The organism is Mesorhizobium sp. M7A.F.Ca.CA.002.04.1.1, from assembly GCF_004022805.1.
GTDB lineage: Bacteria > Pseudomonadota > Alphaproteobacteria > Rhizobiales > Rhizobiaceae > Mesorhizobium > Mesorhizobium ciceri.
The window spans coordinates 1-16,666 of sequence record NZ_RZPL01000033.1; the positions used below are offsets into that span (position 1 = coordinate 1).

Here is a 16,666-nt window from a genome sequence, read left to right on the forward strand (position 1 = left end):
GTCGACGCCCTGGCCGATGTCAGGCGACTGGCCGTGCAGCAGAACCTCGATCTTCGCCGTTTTCCAGTGGAAGCCGGCCTGCTCGTAGCCGACTTCGCGGATCGCCTTGCGGGCGACCGATTTGAACTTGGCCGGATTGACGACCGGATGGCCGGCGGCATCCTTGAGGATGTTGCCTGCCTTGTCCTTCTTCAGCAGCGTTTCCGGGACGCGCACTTCGCCGGCGATGACGACACGGTTGGTGGTGGCCAGCGTCTCGCAGGCGACACGGACTTTCCACGGGTCCATGCCGGTCTTCTTGGCTTCGCGATAGACCAGATCGACGATCTCGTCGGAAATCCGGTCACAGACTTTGTCAGGATGGCCCTCGGCAACGGATTCCGAGGTAAAGAAGTAGTTCTGCCGCGTCACGGGTGTCCCCTCTTGAAAAACGATCGGCAGGCTGCCGATTTTGGCGCGCCACGTGTTAGCGGGGCGAAGCGCCGCTCGTCAAGCGGTGCTTCGGCTCTGGCATGAATGTCGATGCCGTTATCTTGTGCCACCGGCGGCGGGGCGCCGCCGGTCCTGGCGTGATTGAGGATCAGTCGGGATCGTCGGCGGAGAGGGACTTGACCAGGTCTATGATCCTGCGGCGCACCTTGGCGTCGGCGATCTTGACAAAGGCCCGGTTGAGCTGAAGGCCTTCAGGGCTGCCGCAGAATTCGACAGCGAAAGCCATCGAAGCGTCCTCGGCAAATCCACGGCCCGCCACAGGCTCCTGGCCGGGCGCATCCTCAAAAAAGAAAGCGACAGGCACGCCGAGTATGGACGCGATCGCCTGCAGACGGCTGGCGCCGACGCGGTTGGTGCCCTTTTCATATTTCTGAATCTGTTGAAATGTGATGCCGAGGTTTTCTCCCAGCTTTTCCTGGCTCATTCCAAGCATGTTGCGGCGAAGCCGAATGCGACTGCCAACATGGATGTCGATCGGATTCGGTTTCTTCTTGTTATCTTCTGTCATTTTTTCCTCGCCGAATTTTTTCGGCTTTCTCTATTTTTTTTCCTGCCCAAACAAAGCCGGAGGCAACTGCCCCAACAGAACGATCCACCGGCTTCGAGAAATTTTCAGGCACTTACAGTATGAGTTTCTAATGTGTTGGCTGTCAATTCACCCGTAGCCTTTGCCTTACGTTCAACAGCGCTGCCCCAACGGCAAACAGCAACATGATCAGCATTCCGTTAATGCGCCGTTGGCCGGGAGATATGAGCGCCTGTCCGGAAATCGGTATGTGGGCATCGATGGCGCCGCGCGCGTCGATAGCAAGCGCATCGACGATGCGCCCGCGCGGATCGACGACGGCCGAGATGCCGTTGTTGGCGGCACGCACCAATGGCAATCCATTTTCCACCGCACGGATCTGGGCCTGCCTGAAATGCTGATACGGACCCGGCGTGTCGCCGAACCACGCATCATTGGTAACGTTCACAATAAGCTGCGCTGACGCAGCGTCAACTGCCACAAGATCGGGAAAGATCACCTCATAACAGATAAATGGCAGCGCACGGATGCCGTCGGGTAGCGTGATGGCGTGCCGCTCATTGCCGGCCGCGAAACTCATCGGCCCGGCAACCAGTTGCTCGATGCCGAAACGCTGGAGCAGATCGGCGAAAGGCAGGTATTCGCCGAACGGCACCAGGTGAACCTTGTCGACGGCGTCCGTGATTTCACCCTTGTCGTCGATCGCCACCACGGAGTTGTAGTAGCGGCTGTCGGCATTTGCGGCCGAGCCGCCTTCCTCGCGGACGACGCCGGCAATCAGCATCTGGCCGGGTCCGAGCATATCCCCCAGCGCCGTCAATGCGTCCGGACGCTCGGTGAAGAGGAACGGCACCGAGGTTTCGGGCCACAGGATCAGTTGCGGCTTTTGATGGCCTGGATCCGGCGCCTTGCCCGAGAGCCCCATCAGGACCGCGAAGATGCGGTCGCGCACCGAGGCATCCCATTTTTCCGACAGGTCCACGGCCGGCTGGACAATGCGGACATCCAGGCTGCGTGAAGCTGGCGATTCGGGAGCGGCAAGCCTGATATAGCCGAAGCCGACATGGGCAGCGACGAGCACGACAAACAGTGCCGCGCCGAGGCGCAGGTGCCGACGTGCCGCCAGCAGTGCCGGCAGTGCGAAGACGAACACCGCGAGCGCGTTCATGCCGATCATGCCCGTCACCGAGACGCTCTGCATCAGCAGCGGCACGGGCATGGCCGCGTAGCCGACGGCATTCCAGGGAAAACCGGTGAACAGGAAATCGCGCAGCCATTCCGCCAGGCCGAAGCCGAAGGCAAGGGCGGCGATGCGGCCAATGTCGTTGCTCCACAGCAGCCGGGCAACGATTGCCGCAAAGCCGTAGAAAAAGGCGAGCATGAAAGGAATGCCGACCACCGCGAAGGGAAGCGCCCAGGCAAAGCTGTCGGCCTCGACCAGCAGCGCCGAGCCGATCCACCAGAGGCCGGCGAGGAAATAGCCGAAACCGAACCACCAACCGACGGCGAAAGCCGGCCGCAGACGCCGGAACAGACTGCCTGAAGCTTCGCCGGTGGCGCCGTCGAGCAGCCAGACCAGCAGCGGGAACGAGACGAAACAGGCGGCGAAGAAGTCGTAAGGCGCCTGCCCAAGCACCGCGAGGGCGCCTGCGAGAAACGCCACGAGCGCACGCCGCCAACCCCAAAGCAGAATTATCCGGCCGGTGAGGCGCTCCATGCATACTTCCGAGTCGCGAATCAGGACACAAGATTTAACAGGCTGCGCTCCGCGCTCCAAACGGCGCATGGGCTAGCTGAGATGCACAGCTCCGGCCCTGCCTACCGGTGCCAACCCTCGATTTGAACGCCCCCCAGCCGCTCGGCCTCCTCGCGCTGAACCGAACGGATGGTCTGCGTGAAGGTCCAGACATGGCCCTCGGGGTCGCGTGCACGATACTGGCGCTCACCCTAGAACTGATCCGCCGGCTCCTGGATTATATCAGCGTCGAGCGCCCGCGCCTGCTCGCAATGCGCATCCAGGCCACCCTTCAGCCTGACATAGATCGACTGCGTGTTCTTGCCCGAGAGCGAAGCCGGGCTGGCGACGTAATCGCTCCATTCGGAATCGACGATGATGTAGCTGTCGCCGAACCGCATCTCTGCATGGATGAGCTTTCCCTCGGCATCGCTGACCACCATGCTGCGCTCGAAGCCGAAAGCCGCCTCGAGCCAGTCCAGCGCGGCATGCGGATCCTTGTAGAAAACACCAGAGCCCAGACTTGGATGCTTGAACGGGTCGTCGATAGTCATCGTGCGAGCGAAACGCTCACGCCTGTTCGGTGCGCGCCGTGGCACGCCGGCGACGCTCACCCTTCTGGCTCTGCACGATGCGCACGCGCTTGACGCGGCGCGGATCAGCGTCGAGGACGTGAAATTCGAAACCGGGTATGGCCTGCACCACCTCGCCGCGGGCCGGAACACGGCCAAGCGTGTTGAAAATCATGCCGCCGATGGTGTCGACATATTCGCCATGTTCACCGGCGGCGAAATCCCCGCCGATCATCTTGGCGACGTCGTCGATCTCGGCCTTGCCATCGACGATGAACACGCCGTCGCCGCTCTGGGTGATCATTGGCTCGTCGTCGTCATGCTCGTCCTCGATGTCGCCGACCACCATCTCGACGATGTCTTCCAGCGAGGCAAGGCCGTCGGTGCCGCCATATTCATCGATGACCAGCGCCATTTGCGTGCGCGTCGTCTGCATGCGAGCCATCAGGTCGGAGGCGAGCATCGACGGCGGCACGAACAGCACCGGGCGGATCAGATTGAGGTCGCCAATGGTGCGTGCGAGATCGACCTGGGCGAGATCGAGAACCGTGGCGACGGGTGCTTTCCTGGTCGAGCGGCCCTTCTTGACGCGCGCGATCTTGGTGATGTGGGCCAGCACATCACGGATATGGACCATGCCGCGCGGATCATCGAGGGTCTCTGAATAGACCGGCATGCGGGAATGGCCGGATTGCTCGAAGGTGCCCAGCAGATCGCCGAGCGTCGTCGTGATTTCGACCCCTTGAATGTCGGCGCGCGGTACCATGACGTCCTCGACGCGCACTTCGCGCAGCCGCAGGATGTTGTTGAGCATGGCGCGTTCGCCGGGCGAGAAGGCGCCGGCATCGCTCGTTGTCTCGGCAAGCGCGCCGGCGATTTCCTCCCGCAGGCTGGTTCCGTTGCGTTGCCTGAACAGGCCAAGAACGCGGTCGAACAGGGAGGGACCGGCAGGCGATGTCTCGCTGGCAGCGCTGCCGATGCTGGCAGCACCAGAGGTGCCGGCAGCAGCAGAGGTACTGCTAGCACCAGAGGCAACGGTACTCGGACTTGATCCCTCTTCCGACGTATCGGAAGCCTTGGTTGCACTGCCGGCGTCGGGGCGGGCGGCAGTCTCTGGTTTGTCGTTCATCGTCGTCCGGTCAATTGGTCAGATGTAGTTACGCGTAGGGGTCGGGAATGGCAAGCCTTGCAAGCGCCGCGCGTTCGACGGCTTCCATCGCCTCGGCCTCGGCCTCGGTCTCGTGATCGTAGCCCAGCAGATGCAGCAGGCCGTGGATGACGAGATGGGTGATATGGTTCTCGACAGGCTTGTCTTCCAGTACCGCTTCATGGGCGACCGTTTCGGCGGCCAGCACGATGTCGCCCAGCATCGGCGGCAACGGACCGCCCTGCGCAAACGGAAAAGCCGGGAAAGACAAGACGTTGGTCGGTTTGTCCTTGCCGCGCCAGCCGGCGTTGAGAACCTGGATATGGGCGTCGTCGGAAAAAACGAGACTGAGTTCGGAACGGCCCGCCACGCCGGTTTCGGCAAAAGCCGCCTTAACGGCCCGATCGACCAGCCGCGTCAGGCTTGCCTCGTCGGGCCAGTTGCCCGCCTCAACCGCTATGTCGATGTCGACGGGAATATTCCCGTCGCCGGATATTATGTCCTCAGGCATGAAGCCGCATCGCCAACATCAATTCTCGGCGCCGAGGCCACGCGCCAGCTTGGCGTCCCGGTCGTAGGCCCTGACGATTTCCGCCACCAGCGGATGGCGAACCACGTCGCCGTCGTTGAAGCGCACGGTGACCGCGCCCGCCACGCCGTCCAGCACCCGCAAGGCTTCGACCAGACCCGATTTGGTGTTCGAGGGAAGGTCGATCTGGGTCGGATCGCCGGTGACGATCATGCGCGAGTTTTCGCCCAGACGCGTCAGGAACATCTTCATCTGCATCGGCGTGGTGTTCTGCGCCTCGTCGAGGATAACGGCGGCATGCGCCAGCGTGCGGCCGCGCATGAAGGCAAGCGGCGCGATTTCGATCACTTCGGCGGCAATGGCGCGCTCGACCTTGTCGGCCGGCATCATGTCGTAGAGCGCGTCATAGAGCGGCCGCAGATAGGGATCGACCTTCTCCTTCATGTCGCCGGGCAGGAAGCCCAGCCGCTCGCCGGCCTCGACCGCCGGCCGCGAGAGAATGATGCGCTCGACCATGCCGCGCTCGAGCAGCATCGCCGCGTGCGCCACCGCCAGGTAGGTCTTGCCGGTGCCGGCCGGGCCGATGCCGAACACCAGTTCCGACCGTTCAAGCGCCCGCATGTAGGCGTCCTGGTTGAGCGAACGGGCATAGATCGTCTTCTTGCGGGTGGCGATCTGGGCGGCGGAGACCTTGCCCTTGCGTTCCAGCGTTGGCAGGGTCAACTGATCGTCGGCGGCAATCGCCATGCGCACGGCGCCGTCAACGTCGGACTGGCCGATATCGACGCCTTTCTGGAGAATGCCGTAAAGATTGTCCAGGGCGCGGCGCGCCTGCTCGGCGGCAGAAGCGGACCCTTTGATGGTCAGCTGGTTGCCGCGTGAGCGGATGTCGACGCCAAGCTTCTGCTCGAGCCGGGCGAGGTTTTCGTCGAACTGACCATAGAGGGCGCTGGCAAGCTTGTTGTTGTCGAAAGTCAGAACGATGTGCGCCATGTCAGAAGCCCCAGATGCCGGTACCGGGGGCAGGTTCTTCAGCTCTGCTGCGCTCAACCGTCTCTCCTCATCTGCCGAGACCCTCAGGCCAATTCGGCGAACAGGCTGTTGTAGCCCGTCTTCGTGATTCGCACCTGGATAATGTCACCGATTTCGCCGGCCTTTTCATCAACAATAACCGGCTGCAGCCAAGGTGAGCGGCCTACCTTCTGGCCGGCCTGGCGGCCGGGCTTCTCGATCAGCGTGTCGATGGTGCTGCCGATGAGGCTCAAGCCGAAGTCCTGCTGCTGCTTCACAAGCAGAGCCTGCAGCCGCTGCAGGCGCTCGTCCTTGACCGTTTCCGGCACATGATCGGCCATTTCGGCGCCTGGCGTGCCGGGGCGCGGCGAATATTTGAAGGAGAAGGCCGAGGCGTAATTCACCTGACGCACCAGCTCCATGGTCGCCTCGAAATCCGCTTCTGTCTCGCCGGGAAAGCCGACGATGAAGTCGCCGGAAAGCGCGATGTCAGGCCGGGCAGTGCGGATACGGTCGAGCAGCGCCAGATAATCCCTCGCCGTGTGCCGGCGATTCATCGCCTTGAGGATGCGGTCGGAGCCCGATTGCACCGGCAGATGCAGATAGGGCATCAACGCCGGCAGATCGCGATGGGCCGCTATCAACTCGTCATCCATGTCGCGCGGGTGGCTGGTGGTGTAGCGCAGACGCGCCAGCCCGGGGATTTCGGCCAGCCTGAACAGCAGGCGGCCAAGGCCCCACTCGTGGCCGTTCTCGCCCTGGCCATGCCAGGCATTGACGTTCTGGCCAAGCAGCGTCACTTCGCGCACCCCGGCTTCAGCCAGGCGCTCAGCCTCCGCGACAATCTGCGCCACCGGCCGGGAAACTTCGGAGCCTCTGGTATAGGGCACGACGCAGAAGGTGCAGAACTTGTCGCAGCCTTCCTGCACGGTGAGGAAGGCGGTGACGCCGCGCTTGATGACCTCGGCGCGCTTGGACTGCGGCAGATGCTCGAACTTGTCCTCGATGGCGTAGTCGGTCTCGACGATCTTTTCGCCGCCGCGCACCCGCGCCAGCACGTCGGGGAGCCGGTGATAAGTCTGCGGGCCGATGACCAGGTCGACGGCCGGCGAACGGCGGATGATCTCGGCGCCTTCGGCCTGCGCCACGCAGCCGGCGACGCCGACCAGCATCTCGCGGCCGGCCAGGGCACGCTCGGCTTTCATGTCGCGGATACGGCCGAGCTCGGAATAGACCTTTTCGGCCGCCTTCTCCCTGATATGACAGGTGTTCAGCAGCACCAGGTCCGCCTCGCCAATGGCATCGGTCGCGGAATAGCCGTCGGCAGCCAGCGCATCGGCCATACGCTGCGAATCATAGACGTTCATCTGGCAGCCATAGGTCTTGATGAAGACTTTTTTCGCTGCCGTGGAAAGCACTGCCGGCTGTCCAGCCATAGTGCCGATGTCGTCGCTTTCTATCGTGTTCAAGTCCATAAGGCGGCTTCTAACGCCTTTCCGTGACAAAAAACAGACGATTCTCGGCCCGCGCCAGCAAGGGCATGCCGGGGCTAGCGGCTCGGCCGCGGGTCGGCAAGCGCCGCCTGCATCATCTCACGCACCTGGCTTTCCATCAGTTTCGACGTCTCCTTGCGGTTCGAACCCTTGGAAAAGGCGATTGCCTCGCCGAAATGCACCTCGACGTCGAGCGCGCCCTCCGCCAGCAATACCTTGAGATGCGGCATCAAATCCTCATCGCCGATCCAGGCGGCAAGCGGGCGATGCCGGCGGCCGAGCGGCACGCCGTGCAGACGCGTATAGGCGATCGCCACCGGCTGGATGAACACCTGTTCCGCCGCGCCTTCCGAAATCGCCATCGAGGCGGCGCCGAACAGCGTGCTCTTGAACGGCAGGACCATATTGCCGTCGCCGGTCGAGCCCTCGGCAAACAGCACCATCGCATCGCCCTTGGCCATGCGGCTGGCAATCTCGCTTGCCTGGTCGCCCGACGAACGCTTGCGCTCGCGCTCGATGAACACGGTACGCTGCAGCTTCGAAAGCATGCCGATCAGCGGCCAGCCTTCCATATCAGCCCTGGCGATGAATTTTACGTCGGCAAAAGAGCCGAGCACCATGATGTCGGTCCAGGAGATGTGATTGGACGCAACCAGCAGCGGGCGCTTGTCGGACAGCGTCCCCTTGACATGGATGCGCATGCCGAGCGCCCTGATGATCAGCCTGTGCCAGATCTTGAGGATGAAGGTTTCCGGCCACCAGCCGGTCTTCATCGACAGTATCTGTAACGGCACGAGGACCAGCGAACCGGCGACAACGAGGCCCAGCGCCAGGAAAATCCTGATTTTCTTGATCATCGCCCCATCCCGGCCGTCTCGCTAGCGAAGATCGCGGCGCATGACAAGCGCGCCGGTCGGTCCGTGTTCGGCCGACCTGTAGTAATTCGGCCGCTTGCCGACCTCGCGGAAGCCCAGCCGGCGATAAAGCGCGATCGCCGCGACATTAGTCTCGTCGACCTCGAGGAACAGCGCTTCGGCGCGCTGCGCGTGCAGTTCGCGCAACACCGCGTCCATCAATTGCCAGCCCAACCCCTGCCGGCGATGCGATCGCGCCACCGCGACGGTCAGGATCTCGCCCTCGCCTGCCGCAAGCCGCGCCAGCACGAAGCCGACGGGCGGCTTGGAGCCCTGTCCGGTTTCGCGCGCGGCATAGCCGAACACGGTGTCCTGTTCGAGCAAGGCGGCAAATTCGCCATCGGTCCAGGGGCGGACAAAGTCCTCGCGATGCAGCAGCGAGACCGCCGGACTGTCGGCGATCCTCAGCGGCTCGAGCGCATAGTCCCGGCGGCGTGATTGGAGAAAAGGTATGCGCATCTAATTTTTGTTTTCTTGTTTGACCATGATCTCTGGACAAACGGGAACCGTTGTCCGTGAAAACCGGCTTCCACTTTTCGGGATCATGGTCTGATCCTTGAAAGAATGAACCCGGCCTGCGGCTTGGCGTCGGCGCCGCGCAGATAGAGTGGTTTCGGCCGTTCGCCCGCGCCCTTGGCGGCAGCCAGGCGGGCGTAGGTGACAATGTCGGCGGTGGCCGTCCGAGGGCCGACATCGAATTCGCGCCCGGCCGATGCGCTGATGAGCGCTGCAGCGGTGCCGGCAAGCACCAGAGACGTTGCCTTCGCCATTGCCACCACGTCGGCCAGCGTGGCCACGGCCGGACCGTAAGTCAAGACTAACCTTTCGTCGTAAAAAGCCGCGTGGATCTCCTCACGGCCGGCATCCAGCGCCGCCAGCACGGCGCGACCGGGAAATGCCGTCGCTGCTTCGGCAGCCAGCGCCTCCAGTGTCGTCACTCCGATTGCCGGTATCTTCAGCGCCAGCGCCAGGCCACGCGCGGTCGAGACGCCGACCCGCAGACCGGTGAAGGAACCGGGGCCGACAGACACGGCAATGGCGCCAAGACCTGCATAGTCGGTTGCGCCTGCCTCCAGCGCTTCGGCGATGACCGCCATCAGCTGCTCGGCATGGCCCTTGCCGAGATCGAGCACCGAGCGGCCGAGCTCCCGCTTCGCCGTCGCGTCATAGACGCTAGCGGCGCAGAGGTTGGCGGCACAGTCGATGGCAAGCAATTTCATGAAGCAACCGGTTCGAAAGACAATTCCCTGTGCCCGCCACGGCCCGCCACCGCAAGGGGATAGTGCATAATTCGTTAAGCGGCTTCGCTTGTGGCCTATGCGGCCTGCTCGATGCGCAGCATGTGGTTGTCCCAGACATAGTCCGGTTCGGAGCGTGTCGCACCACTGCCCTCGACGATCTCGCCAGCGCCGGTGGTGGCCATGAAGCCGGTTCCATCGGGAGCCACGCCGCAGACCTCGACCAGCGCGCTGTTCGCGACGACCCGTCCGCTGGCCGCATCGAGCACGACAAGCGAGTTGCCTTCCGGCGAGGAGACCGCGACCGTGCCGGCAGCCGGATTGGCGGCGACCGAGCCTATGTAGTTGCGGAAGCCGGACAAAACGTCCTGCGGCATGTCGAGCAGTTGCAATTCCTTGCCGCGCACCGCGCGGCCGACCAGCAGCGGACGATCGGTGCCCGGGCCCCTGTACTGGCAACCGAACCAGACCGTGCCGGACGGATCGGTGTCCATGTGGCGGATCGACAGCTGATGCAGTGCGGCCGGCAATTCGTGCTTCTCGATGAGGTCGCCGGTGACGCGGTCTATCAGCACGTAGGACGGCTTCATGGTCGCAATGTTGAGCTCGGCGCGGCCGTAATCCGGATGGGTCTCGATGCCGCCATTTGCTACCGCAATCGTCCTGCCATCGCCCAGGAGCAGAAGCTCGTGCGGACCCATTCCATAGGTCGGGAACTCGCCGACACGGCTGAATTTCGCCCGCGCATCGTAGACGCCGACGACGCCGGCGGCGTTGTCGAAGTCGTTTTCGGTGGCATAGAGCAGCGCACCGTCGGCCGAAAACACGCCATGGCCGAAGAAATGCCGGCCGGCGATGCTGGCGATGGTCAGCGGCGCATCACGGCCCGAATGGTCGAAAACCACGGCAAAGGTGCCGGGTTGCCGCGCGAAGACCACCGAGCGTTTCGATATGGGATCGAAGGTGACATCGTGGCCGCGATCGGGCAGATCGATCGCATGCAGGACTTTGCCGGCCTCGGACAGGACGGCAGCGCCAAAGCTGCCGTCGCGTTTGACGAAAGCGGTGGCGAAGACGGCGTCGGTCGAAAGCGTCGTTGCCCAGGCCGATGGCGCCATCGCGGCCATGAAGCCAACGCCTGCAGCTCTCAGGAAATCGCGGCGATCTATCAGCGGGGTTTTCAATTCAGTCCCCATCCAGCGAGGAGAAGCCTGCGGTCAGGCCGAATTCAGCGGTCAACCTGGTCCCGATCAGGGTCGACAGGCTGGAGGTGATCAGCGCGAAATGATCGAGCTTGTCGCGCAATGCCGGATCGGCAAGCGCCTTGTCGATTGGACCGCTGACGGCCTTGGCGGTGGCGACACCGTTGACCAATTGGATGTGGATCGCTTCGGCCATCCAGCGCGCATCGGCCGGCAGGGCGTCGCCAAGTTTCGAGGCCTGGAACAGCGTATCGATGCCGGAGAGATTGCCGGCCAGTGACGCGGTGGTGTTTTGCGAGCGCCAATAGATCGCTTGTTTCGGCTTGTCCGCGTCCGGCTTGCCGCCGAAAAACCCTTTCAGGCGCACGTCACGCACCATTTCCAGCTCGTTGATGAAGACGCCGACCAGTTCGGTCACCGCTTCATTGCCGTCGCGGTAGAGCGGGTTCTGCGGCCCCGGATTGGCCCAAAGCGCTGCAAAGCCGTCCGGTTTGTTCCAGGCGGCGCTGACCTCGCCGGCCATGGTTTCGATGTTGCCGGCAACAGCAGTGCCATAGGCGCAGCGGTAGGAATCATCCTTGCCGGCCAGTGCATCGGCGCCGTCGCCGTAAAGCACGAACTCCAGCGCGCCCAGCCCCTGCATGGCGACGCTCTTGCCGGCCAGCTGTGCCGGATCTGTGGCGGTTGGATCCTTCGCCGACAGCGCCGCCTGCACCTGCTTCAGGCCAATGCTCTTGCGATCCGGCCAGAACAGCATGCGTTCCAGCCGGTTGTTCTCCTTGATCGGCCCGAAGCCGATGATTTCGGCTGACGACCAGGCATAGACGGTGGCGGAGAATTCGGCGCGTGCGGCATCGAGCTCTCCTTGCGAGGGCGTGACGCACAGCTTGCGCATGGATCCGGTCAAGGCTTCCGCATGCTCGTGCAGGCCGGCATAGGCCGGGCGGACGAAGCCATCGATCGCCCGCTGGATGATGTCGGAGGCTTTGACCGCCGCCGACGCAGGGACAACGCCCAGCAGGGCCAGCGGAAGAGCGAAAAACAATGCAGAACGCTTGAACATCACAGTGACTCCAGGAATTTGAGCAATGCGTCACGCTCGGTCGCGTTAGCGGCGGCAAAACGGTCGCGCGCTTTCTGCGCCTCGCCGCCATGCCACAGGATCGCCTCAGCCAGGCTGCGCGCGCGCCCGTCATGCAGAAAGAAGGAATTGCCGTTGACTGTCTCGGTCAGGCCGATGCCCCACAGCGGCGGCGTGCGCCACTCATTGCCCGTCGCATCGCCCACGGCCTGGCCATCGGCCAGATCAGGCCCCATGTCGTGCAGCAGGAAGTCGGAATAGGGCCAGATCAACTGGAAGGCCTGCGCCTTATTGGGCGTATCGCGGCGCGTGACGAATTTCGGCGTATGGCAGGCAATGCAGCCGATCTCGTAGAATGTCTTTTTGCCCGCGAGCACGTCCGGCCGGTCGAGGTCCCGGCGCGACGGCACGGCCAGGTTCTGCGAATAGAAGGTGACGAGATCCATCACCGGCGGCGGCGCCTCGACCGGGCCAAGACGCTGCTGCACGCCGTTCGGCATGGCGAGGCATTTTGCCTCCGCAGCAGTGCAATCGCCCCAATGCCTCGGCTCTTCGAGCGTCGAGATGCCGATGTCGCCGGCAAAGGCATCCGCCGCCTGCTGGCGGATCGACGCGGTCTGCGCCTTCCAGCCGAAGCGGCCGAGCGTCAGTTCCCCGTTCAGGCTATCGCGCACGATGTTCGGCCTGCCGGAAATGCCGTCGCCGTCCCTGTCGTCCGGATCGGCTTGGGCGAGAATATCAGACGGCGCGATCTGTTCGATCAGGCCCAGGCCGATCATCGGCGGGGTCAGGCGCGGCGACAGTGTGGTGCGTGGGTCAAGCGGCCCGTAGCCAAGGCCGTCAACCGAATAGCTCGGCTTGCGCAAGGAGATCACAGCGCCGTCCGTCAGCTCTACCTTACGTTCCTGATAGTCGATATGCATCCTGCCTTCACCGGGCAGGCCGGGTACGGCGAGCTCCTGCAATTGCCTGCCGTAGACCGGGTCGGGGAAGTTGAGCACCTCATGGTCGGCAAGCGCCGCCTTCTCTTCCACGCTGCTGGCGTCGCGGGCCAGCCGCAGGAACATCGACGTGGTGCCGGCGTCGCCTTGCGGCGGGCGGCCGCGGCCGTCCTTCAGATGACAGTTCTGGCAGGCACGTTCGTTGAACAGCGGGCCGAGCCCGTCCGACGCCTGCGTCGAGGATGGCGACGAGACCCAGTTCTTGCGGAAAAGGGCATTGCCAAGCTTGAAGTCGCCCTGTTCCTCGAAGGTGAGGTTGGCCGAGGATTGCGAGAAGGAATCGCGGCTGACGTCCTTTCGGGACGTGCCGGCGCCACCTTGCATCAGTTCGAACGGCTCTGGCCTGGAAAAATCCGTGGTCGGCCTGGTGACGGCGATGGCGCGCGCCTGATCCTTCGCATTGAGGTCGGTGCGCGTGGTAGCGAAGCCGGCCGGCTGAAGATCACCCGCCATCGCCGAAGAGGTAAGCGCCAACACGAGCATGACACAGCGCCGACGCGCCAATCCGGCTGGCGTCTTCTCAGGGGGCGGCGAGCCATTGGCCCGCCGCGAGCGGCGCACGAATTCTAGCAGGCGCCGCATTCCCGCATGCCCTTACTCCGCCTCGTCTGCCGATGCGGCGTTGAGCTGGCCGTATTTCTCCTCGCCGATCGAGGCAAGCAGGTCGAGCTGCGTCTCAAGAAAGTCGATGTGACCCTCCTCGTCGGCCAGCAATTCCTCGAACAGCTTCATCGTCACGTAGTCGCCGGCGTCGTTGCAGATTTCGCGCGAACGCTTGTAGGCGGTACGTGCGTCATATTCTCCGGCAAGGTCGGATTCGAGCACTTCCTTGACGTTCTGCCCGATGCGCAGCGGCGCCACGGACTGCAGGTTCGGATGGCCTTCGAGGAAGATGATGCGGGCGACGAGCTTGTCGGCATGGTGCATCTCCTCGATCGATTCCGCCCGCTCCTTCTTTGCCAGCTTCGCGTATCCCCAGTCCTCAAGCAGACGGAAATGCACCCAGTACTGATTGACGGCCCCAAGCTCCAGAAAAAGGGCCTCGTTAAGCCGCTCGATGATCTGCGGATCGCCTTTCATGAATTCTGCTCCCGTATTGGATGCGCAGGCCTCTGACGCGATCCAGGTGTGAAACGACATCCACGCCGCTCGCCTCCGAGCGGGCGTGGTAGTTTTCGGTGACCCGAATGATCGTTTCCACCACATTTGGGAAGCAGCCGCAACAGCGACCGCGCTTTTGCATTGCATGATAGATCTTCGCCGGCACGATCAACTGCCAGGGATCCTGGTCCAGCAGCCCGACGATCGTCTGCTCGATCTCCTTCTCGGTGATGATGTTGCAATGACAAATCAGCATTGGCTTGCTCGGCTGGCTGACGGCGTCTCCCGCGCCGTGTGGCTTGATCTTCTGGCGGAGGCCGTTCCAAAGCCGGTTGTCCGGCTCCGGGTCAGTCTCCGTCGTTTACCCCTTACTTGAACACCTTGTCCGGCGCGTCGAGGCTGTCGGACCCTTCGAAGGCGATGGTGCTGAGCTTCAGGGAGCCGACGGCGCGCTCAATCGACTTGGTCTGATCGATCAGCGCATCGATCGCCGCCTGGACGGTGGCATTGCCCTCAATGTTGCCCTCGGCGATCTGCTGGTCATAGGCCTCGCCGGCCAGTGCACGCGCCTTGATCGCCTCCATCTTGGCGACCGAAACATCGAGCTTGTCAGACAGTTCCTTGTCGATCGCCGGGTCGGCCGCCTTCACCATATCGGCCACCGAAGGACCCGAAACGATGGTGCCGTCGAGACGCGTGTAGCTCGCATGATAGGCCGCGCGAATGCCGATGGCGTCGTAGAGATGCGAATTGTAGGTGTTGTCGGAGAAGCAATCGTGCTCCTCTTCCGGATCATGCAGCAGTAGGCCGAGCTTCATGCGCTCGCCGGCCAGTTCGCCGTAGGACAGCGAGCCCATGCCGGTGAAGATCGTCGAGATCGCCGTGTTCGGCTCGCCATCGACAAGAGCCTTGCGGGCGGCGCCGTCTTCCTTCCAGTTGCCGACCATCTCCTGAAGATCCGAAACCAGAAGGTCGCTGGCCGATTTCAGATACTCGGCGCGGCGGTCGCAATTACCGCCGGTGCAGTTCTTGAGGTCGTAGTCGGTGTCGGGGCGCTCGCCGGCACCCGGGCCGGTGCCATGCAGGTCCTGGCCCCAGAGCAGGAATTCGATGGCGTGATAGCCGGTGGCGACATTGGCCTCGATGCCGCCGGCTCCCTGCAGCGTGCCGGAGAGGAATTCCGGCGAAAGCTTCGATGCATCGACCTTCTTGCCGTTGATCTCGATCTCCTTGTTGGCGATCACATTGGCCGTGTAGAGCGCGTTCGCGTCCGATTCGGTGCCGTAGCTCTTGGCGACATAGTCGATCAAGCCTTCATCCAGCGGCCAGGAATTCACCTTGCCTTCCCAGTCGTCGACGATCTTGTTGCCGAAGCGGTAGACTTCGGTCTGCTGGTAGGGAACGCGCGATGCCTTCCAGGCGTCACGGGCAGCGTTGAGGGTTTCCACCGATGGCGTGGCGAGCAGCGCGTCGACCGCCTTGTCGAGCGCCTGCGCGGTGGTCAGCGAATCTTCGTATTTCGCGAGCGCGATGTCGGAATAGGTCTTGATGACCGCCTTTACATCGGTTTCCGCCTTTGCCGGCAACACGAATACCGCCGCCGTCAGCAGGGCAGTGGCGCCGATCGCCGCAAGCCTGCTGCCATATCGTGCTGTCATGATCACTCTCCAGTTTCTCGGAAATTCTGTAAACGGCGCGCGCAGCAACCGGCGCCAGGCCATCTGCGGGCCATTGGGCGCAAGAGATGCCGCGCCATCGCGCGGTTCGCGGAAGAAAGACACCAAAATGCCTCCAATCGAAAGGGTTCAAGGCCCAGACATTAAAGGGATGCGCTGACGCGCGAGCTTCCATAAAGCTGCGACACCGTCGGATGTCAATGACAATCCGCAAGAAAAGTCAATCGAAACAACAGTTTAGAATTATTCTAAACTGCGACTGTCAACTTTATGCATTTTCCTGCACCGGTCTTGCCGCTGAACTGTGCGATTGACAGCCGCCATCCCGGATGCGACCCGCAAAAGCTCGCTTGCAGCGGTGCCAGACAATTGCCATCTGGCGGAACATCCTAGGGTAGAATCGGGATTGAGTGCGATGAAGAACGGTGTGGTCATTGTCGGCGCGGGCCATGCGGGCGTGCAAGCGGCCGCAAGTCTGCGCGAGGACGGTTATGACGGACCGGTAATCCTCGTCGGAGATGAGGACGAACTGCCCTACCACAAGCCGCCGCTGTCGAAGACCTTCATCAAGGATGCCGAGGCCAAGCCACAACCCTTGCGCGGCGAGGCCTTTTACACCGGCAGCGCCATCGACTACCGGCCTGGCGTCAGGATCGATCGCATCGATGCCGGACGCCGCAGTTTGGATATTGCCGGCGGTGGTGCGCTTGCCTTCGACCACCTGATCCTGGCGACAGGCTCGCGCCCGCGCACGCTGCCGCTGCCCGGTGCCGATCTGTCCGGGGTGCTGTCGCTGCGCTCGCTGGCCGATGCGCGGCTGATTCGCGACCTCAGCGCGCAAACCGACGAAGTCGTCATCCTCGGCGGCGGTTTCATCGGGCTGGAGATCGCAGCCACGTTGAGGGCCGCCGGCCGCACGGTGACAGTGGTCGAGGCGGTGGACCGGCT

Annotated in this window: 17 protein-coding genes and 1 pseudogene; 1 reads left to right on the forward strand and 17 read right to left on the reverse strand. The window is 63.1% G+C overall.

Going from position 1 to position 16,666, the window contains the following annotated elements; all coding sequences use genetic code 11:
* The 17 genes and pseudogenes from ENZ75_RS03355 to ENZ75_RS03435 all read right to left on the reverse strand — a co-directional run.
* A partial coding sequence (locus ENZ75_RS03355) for an S-adenosylmethionine synthetase N-terminal domain-containing protein (protein ID WP_281061224.1) occupies positions 1-411 on the reverse strand: 411 nt, incomplete at its 3' end.
* Positions 412-580: 169 nt separating this feature from the next.
* Positions 581-1,000 (reverse strand): helix-turn-helix domain-containing protein, encoded by a 420-nt coding sequence (locus tag ENZ75_RS03360; RefSeq protein WP_013527901.1) that lies wholly within the window; start codon positions 998-1,000, stop codon positions 581-583.
* A gap of 142 nt (positions 1,001-1,142) precedes the next feature.
* The gene (lnt, locus tag ENZ75_RS03365; RefSeq protein ID WP_063169993.1) at positions 1,143-2,735 is read right to left on the reverse strand and encodes an apolipoprotein N-acyltransferase; all 1,593 of its coding nucleotides are present in this window, start codon (positions 2,733-2,735) and stop codon (positions 1,143-1,145) included.
* 101 nt (positions 2,736-2,836) lie between these two features.
* Positions 2,837-3,307: pseudogene (locus tag ENZ75_RS03370) on the reverse strand (VOC family protein).
* A gap of 16 nt (positions 3,308-3,323) precedes the next feature.
* Positions 3,324-4,454, reverse strand: a complete 1,131-nt coding sequence (locus ENZ75_RS03375) for a hemolysin family protein (protein WP_063169992.1) — start codon at positions 4,452-4,454, stop codon at positions 3,324-3,326.
* Between the two features lie 28 nt (positions 4,455-4,482).
* The gene (gene ybeY, locus ENZ75_RS03380) at positions 4,483-4,983 is read right to left on the reverse strand and encodes an rRNA maturation RNase YbeY (protein ID WP_013527905.1); all 501 of its coding nucleotides are present in this window, start codon (positions 4,981-4,983) and stop codon (positions 4,483-4,485) included.
* Positions 4,984-5,001: 18 nt separating this feature from the next.
* A complete protein-coding gene (locus ENZ75_RS03385; protein WP_023758127.1) occupies positions 5,002-5,994 on the reverse strand; it encodes a PhoH family protein in 993 nt (330 codons plus the stop codon).
* 83 nt (positions 5,995-6,077) lie between these two features.
* Complete coding sequence (gene miaB, locus ENZ75_RS03390) at positions 6,078-7,448, reverse strand: tRNA (N6-isopentenyl adenosine(37)-C2)-methylthiotransferase MiaB (RefSeq protein WP_244514371.1); 1,371 nt, start codon at positions 7,446-7,448, stop codon at positions 6,078-6,080.
* Positions 7,449-7,561: 113 nt separating this feature from the next.
* Positions 7,562-8,362: a 1-acyl-sn-glycerol-3-phosphate acyltransferase gene (locus ENZ75_RS03395; protein ID WP_063169990.1), complete on the reverse strand. Its 801-nt coding sequence runs from the start codon at positions 8,360-8,362 to the stop codon at positions 7,562-7,564.
* Positions 8,363-8,383: 21 nt separating this feature from the next.
* Positions 8,384-8,878, reverse strand: coding sequence for a ribosomal protein S18-alanine N-acetyltransferase (rimI, locus tag ENZ75_RS03400; RefSeq protein ID WP_063169989.1), 495 nt, complete (start codon positions 8,876-8,878; stop codon positions 8,384-8,386).
* 83 nt (positions 8,879-8,961) lie between these two features.
* A complete protein-coding gene (gene tsaB / locus ENZ75_RS03405) occupies positions 8,962-9,639 on the reverse strand; it encodes a tRNA (adenosine(37)-N6)-threonylcarbamoyltransferase complex dimerization subunit type 1 TsaB (protein WP_063169988.1) in 678 nt (225 codons plus the stop codon).
* A 95-nt stretch (positions 9,640-9,734) separates the two neighbouring features.
* Positions 9,735-10,841 carry a DUF1513 domain-containing protein gene (locus ENZ75_RS03410; protein ID WP_063169987.1) on the reverse strand — a complete coding sequence of 369 codons (1,107 nt, stop codon included), beginning with the start codon at positions 10,839-10,841 and terminating at the stop codon, positions 9,735-9,737.
* A gap of 1 nt (position 10,842) precedes the next feature.
* The gene (locus ENZ75_RS03415) at positions 10,843-11,922 is read right to left on the reverse strand and encodes an imelysin family protein (protein ID WP_063169986.1); all 1,080 of its coding nucleotides are present in this window, start codon (positions 11,920-11,922) and stop codon (positions 10,843-10,845) included.
* Positions 11,922-13,523 (reverse strand): di-heme oxidoredictase family protein, encoded by a 1,602-nt coding sequence (locus ENZ75_RS03420; RefSeq protein ID WP_063169985.1) that lies wholly within the window; start codon positions 13,521-13,523, stop codon positions 11,922-11,924. The genes ENZ75_RS03415 and ENZ75_RS03420 overlap by 1 nt, the downstream gene beginning before the upstream one ends.
* Positions 13,524-13,535: 12 nt before the next feature.
* Complete coding sequence (gene bfr / locus ENZ75_RS03425) at positions 13,536-14,021, reverse strand: bacterioferritin (RefSeq protein WP_013527914.1); 486 nt, start codon at positions 14,019-14,021, stop codon at positions 13,536-13,538.
* Positions 13,987-14,298 carry a (2Fe-2S)-binding protein gene (locus tag ENZ75_RS03430; RefSeq protein ID WP_013527915.1) on the reverse strand — a complete coding sequence of 104 codons (312 nt, stop codon included), beginning with the start codon at positions 14,296-14,298 and terminating at the stop codon, positions 13,987-13,989. Before ENZ75_RS03430 ends, bfr begins: the two co-directional genes overlap by 35 nt.
* Positions 14,299-14,410: 112 nt before the next feature.
* Positions 14,411-15,700, reverse strand: a complete 1,290-nt coding sequence (locus ENZ75_RS03435) for an imelysin family protein (RefSeq protein ID WP_063170455.1) — start codon at positions 15,698-15,700, stop codon at positions 14,411-14,413.
* 433 nt (positions 15,701-16,133) lie between these two features.
* Between ENZ75_RS03435 and ENZ75_RS03440 the strand changes: the two genes are divergently transcribed.
* A partial coding sequence (locus ENZ75_RS03440) for an FAD-dependent oxidoreductase (protein ID WP_164887719.1) occupies positions 16,134-16,666 on the forward strand: 533 nt, incomplete at its 3' end.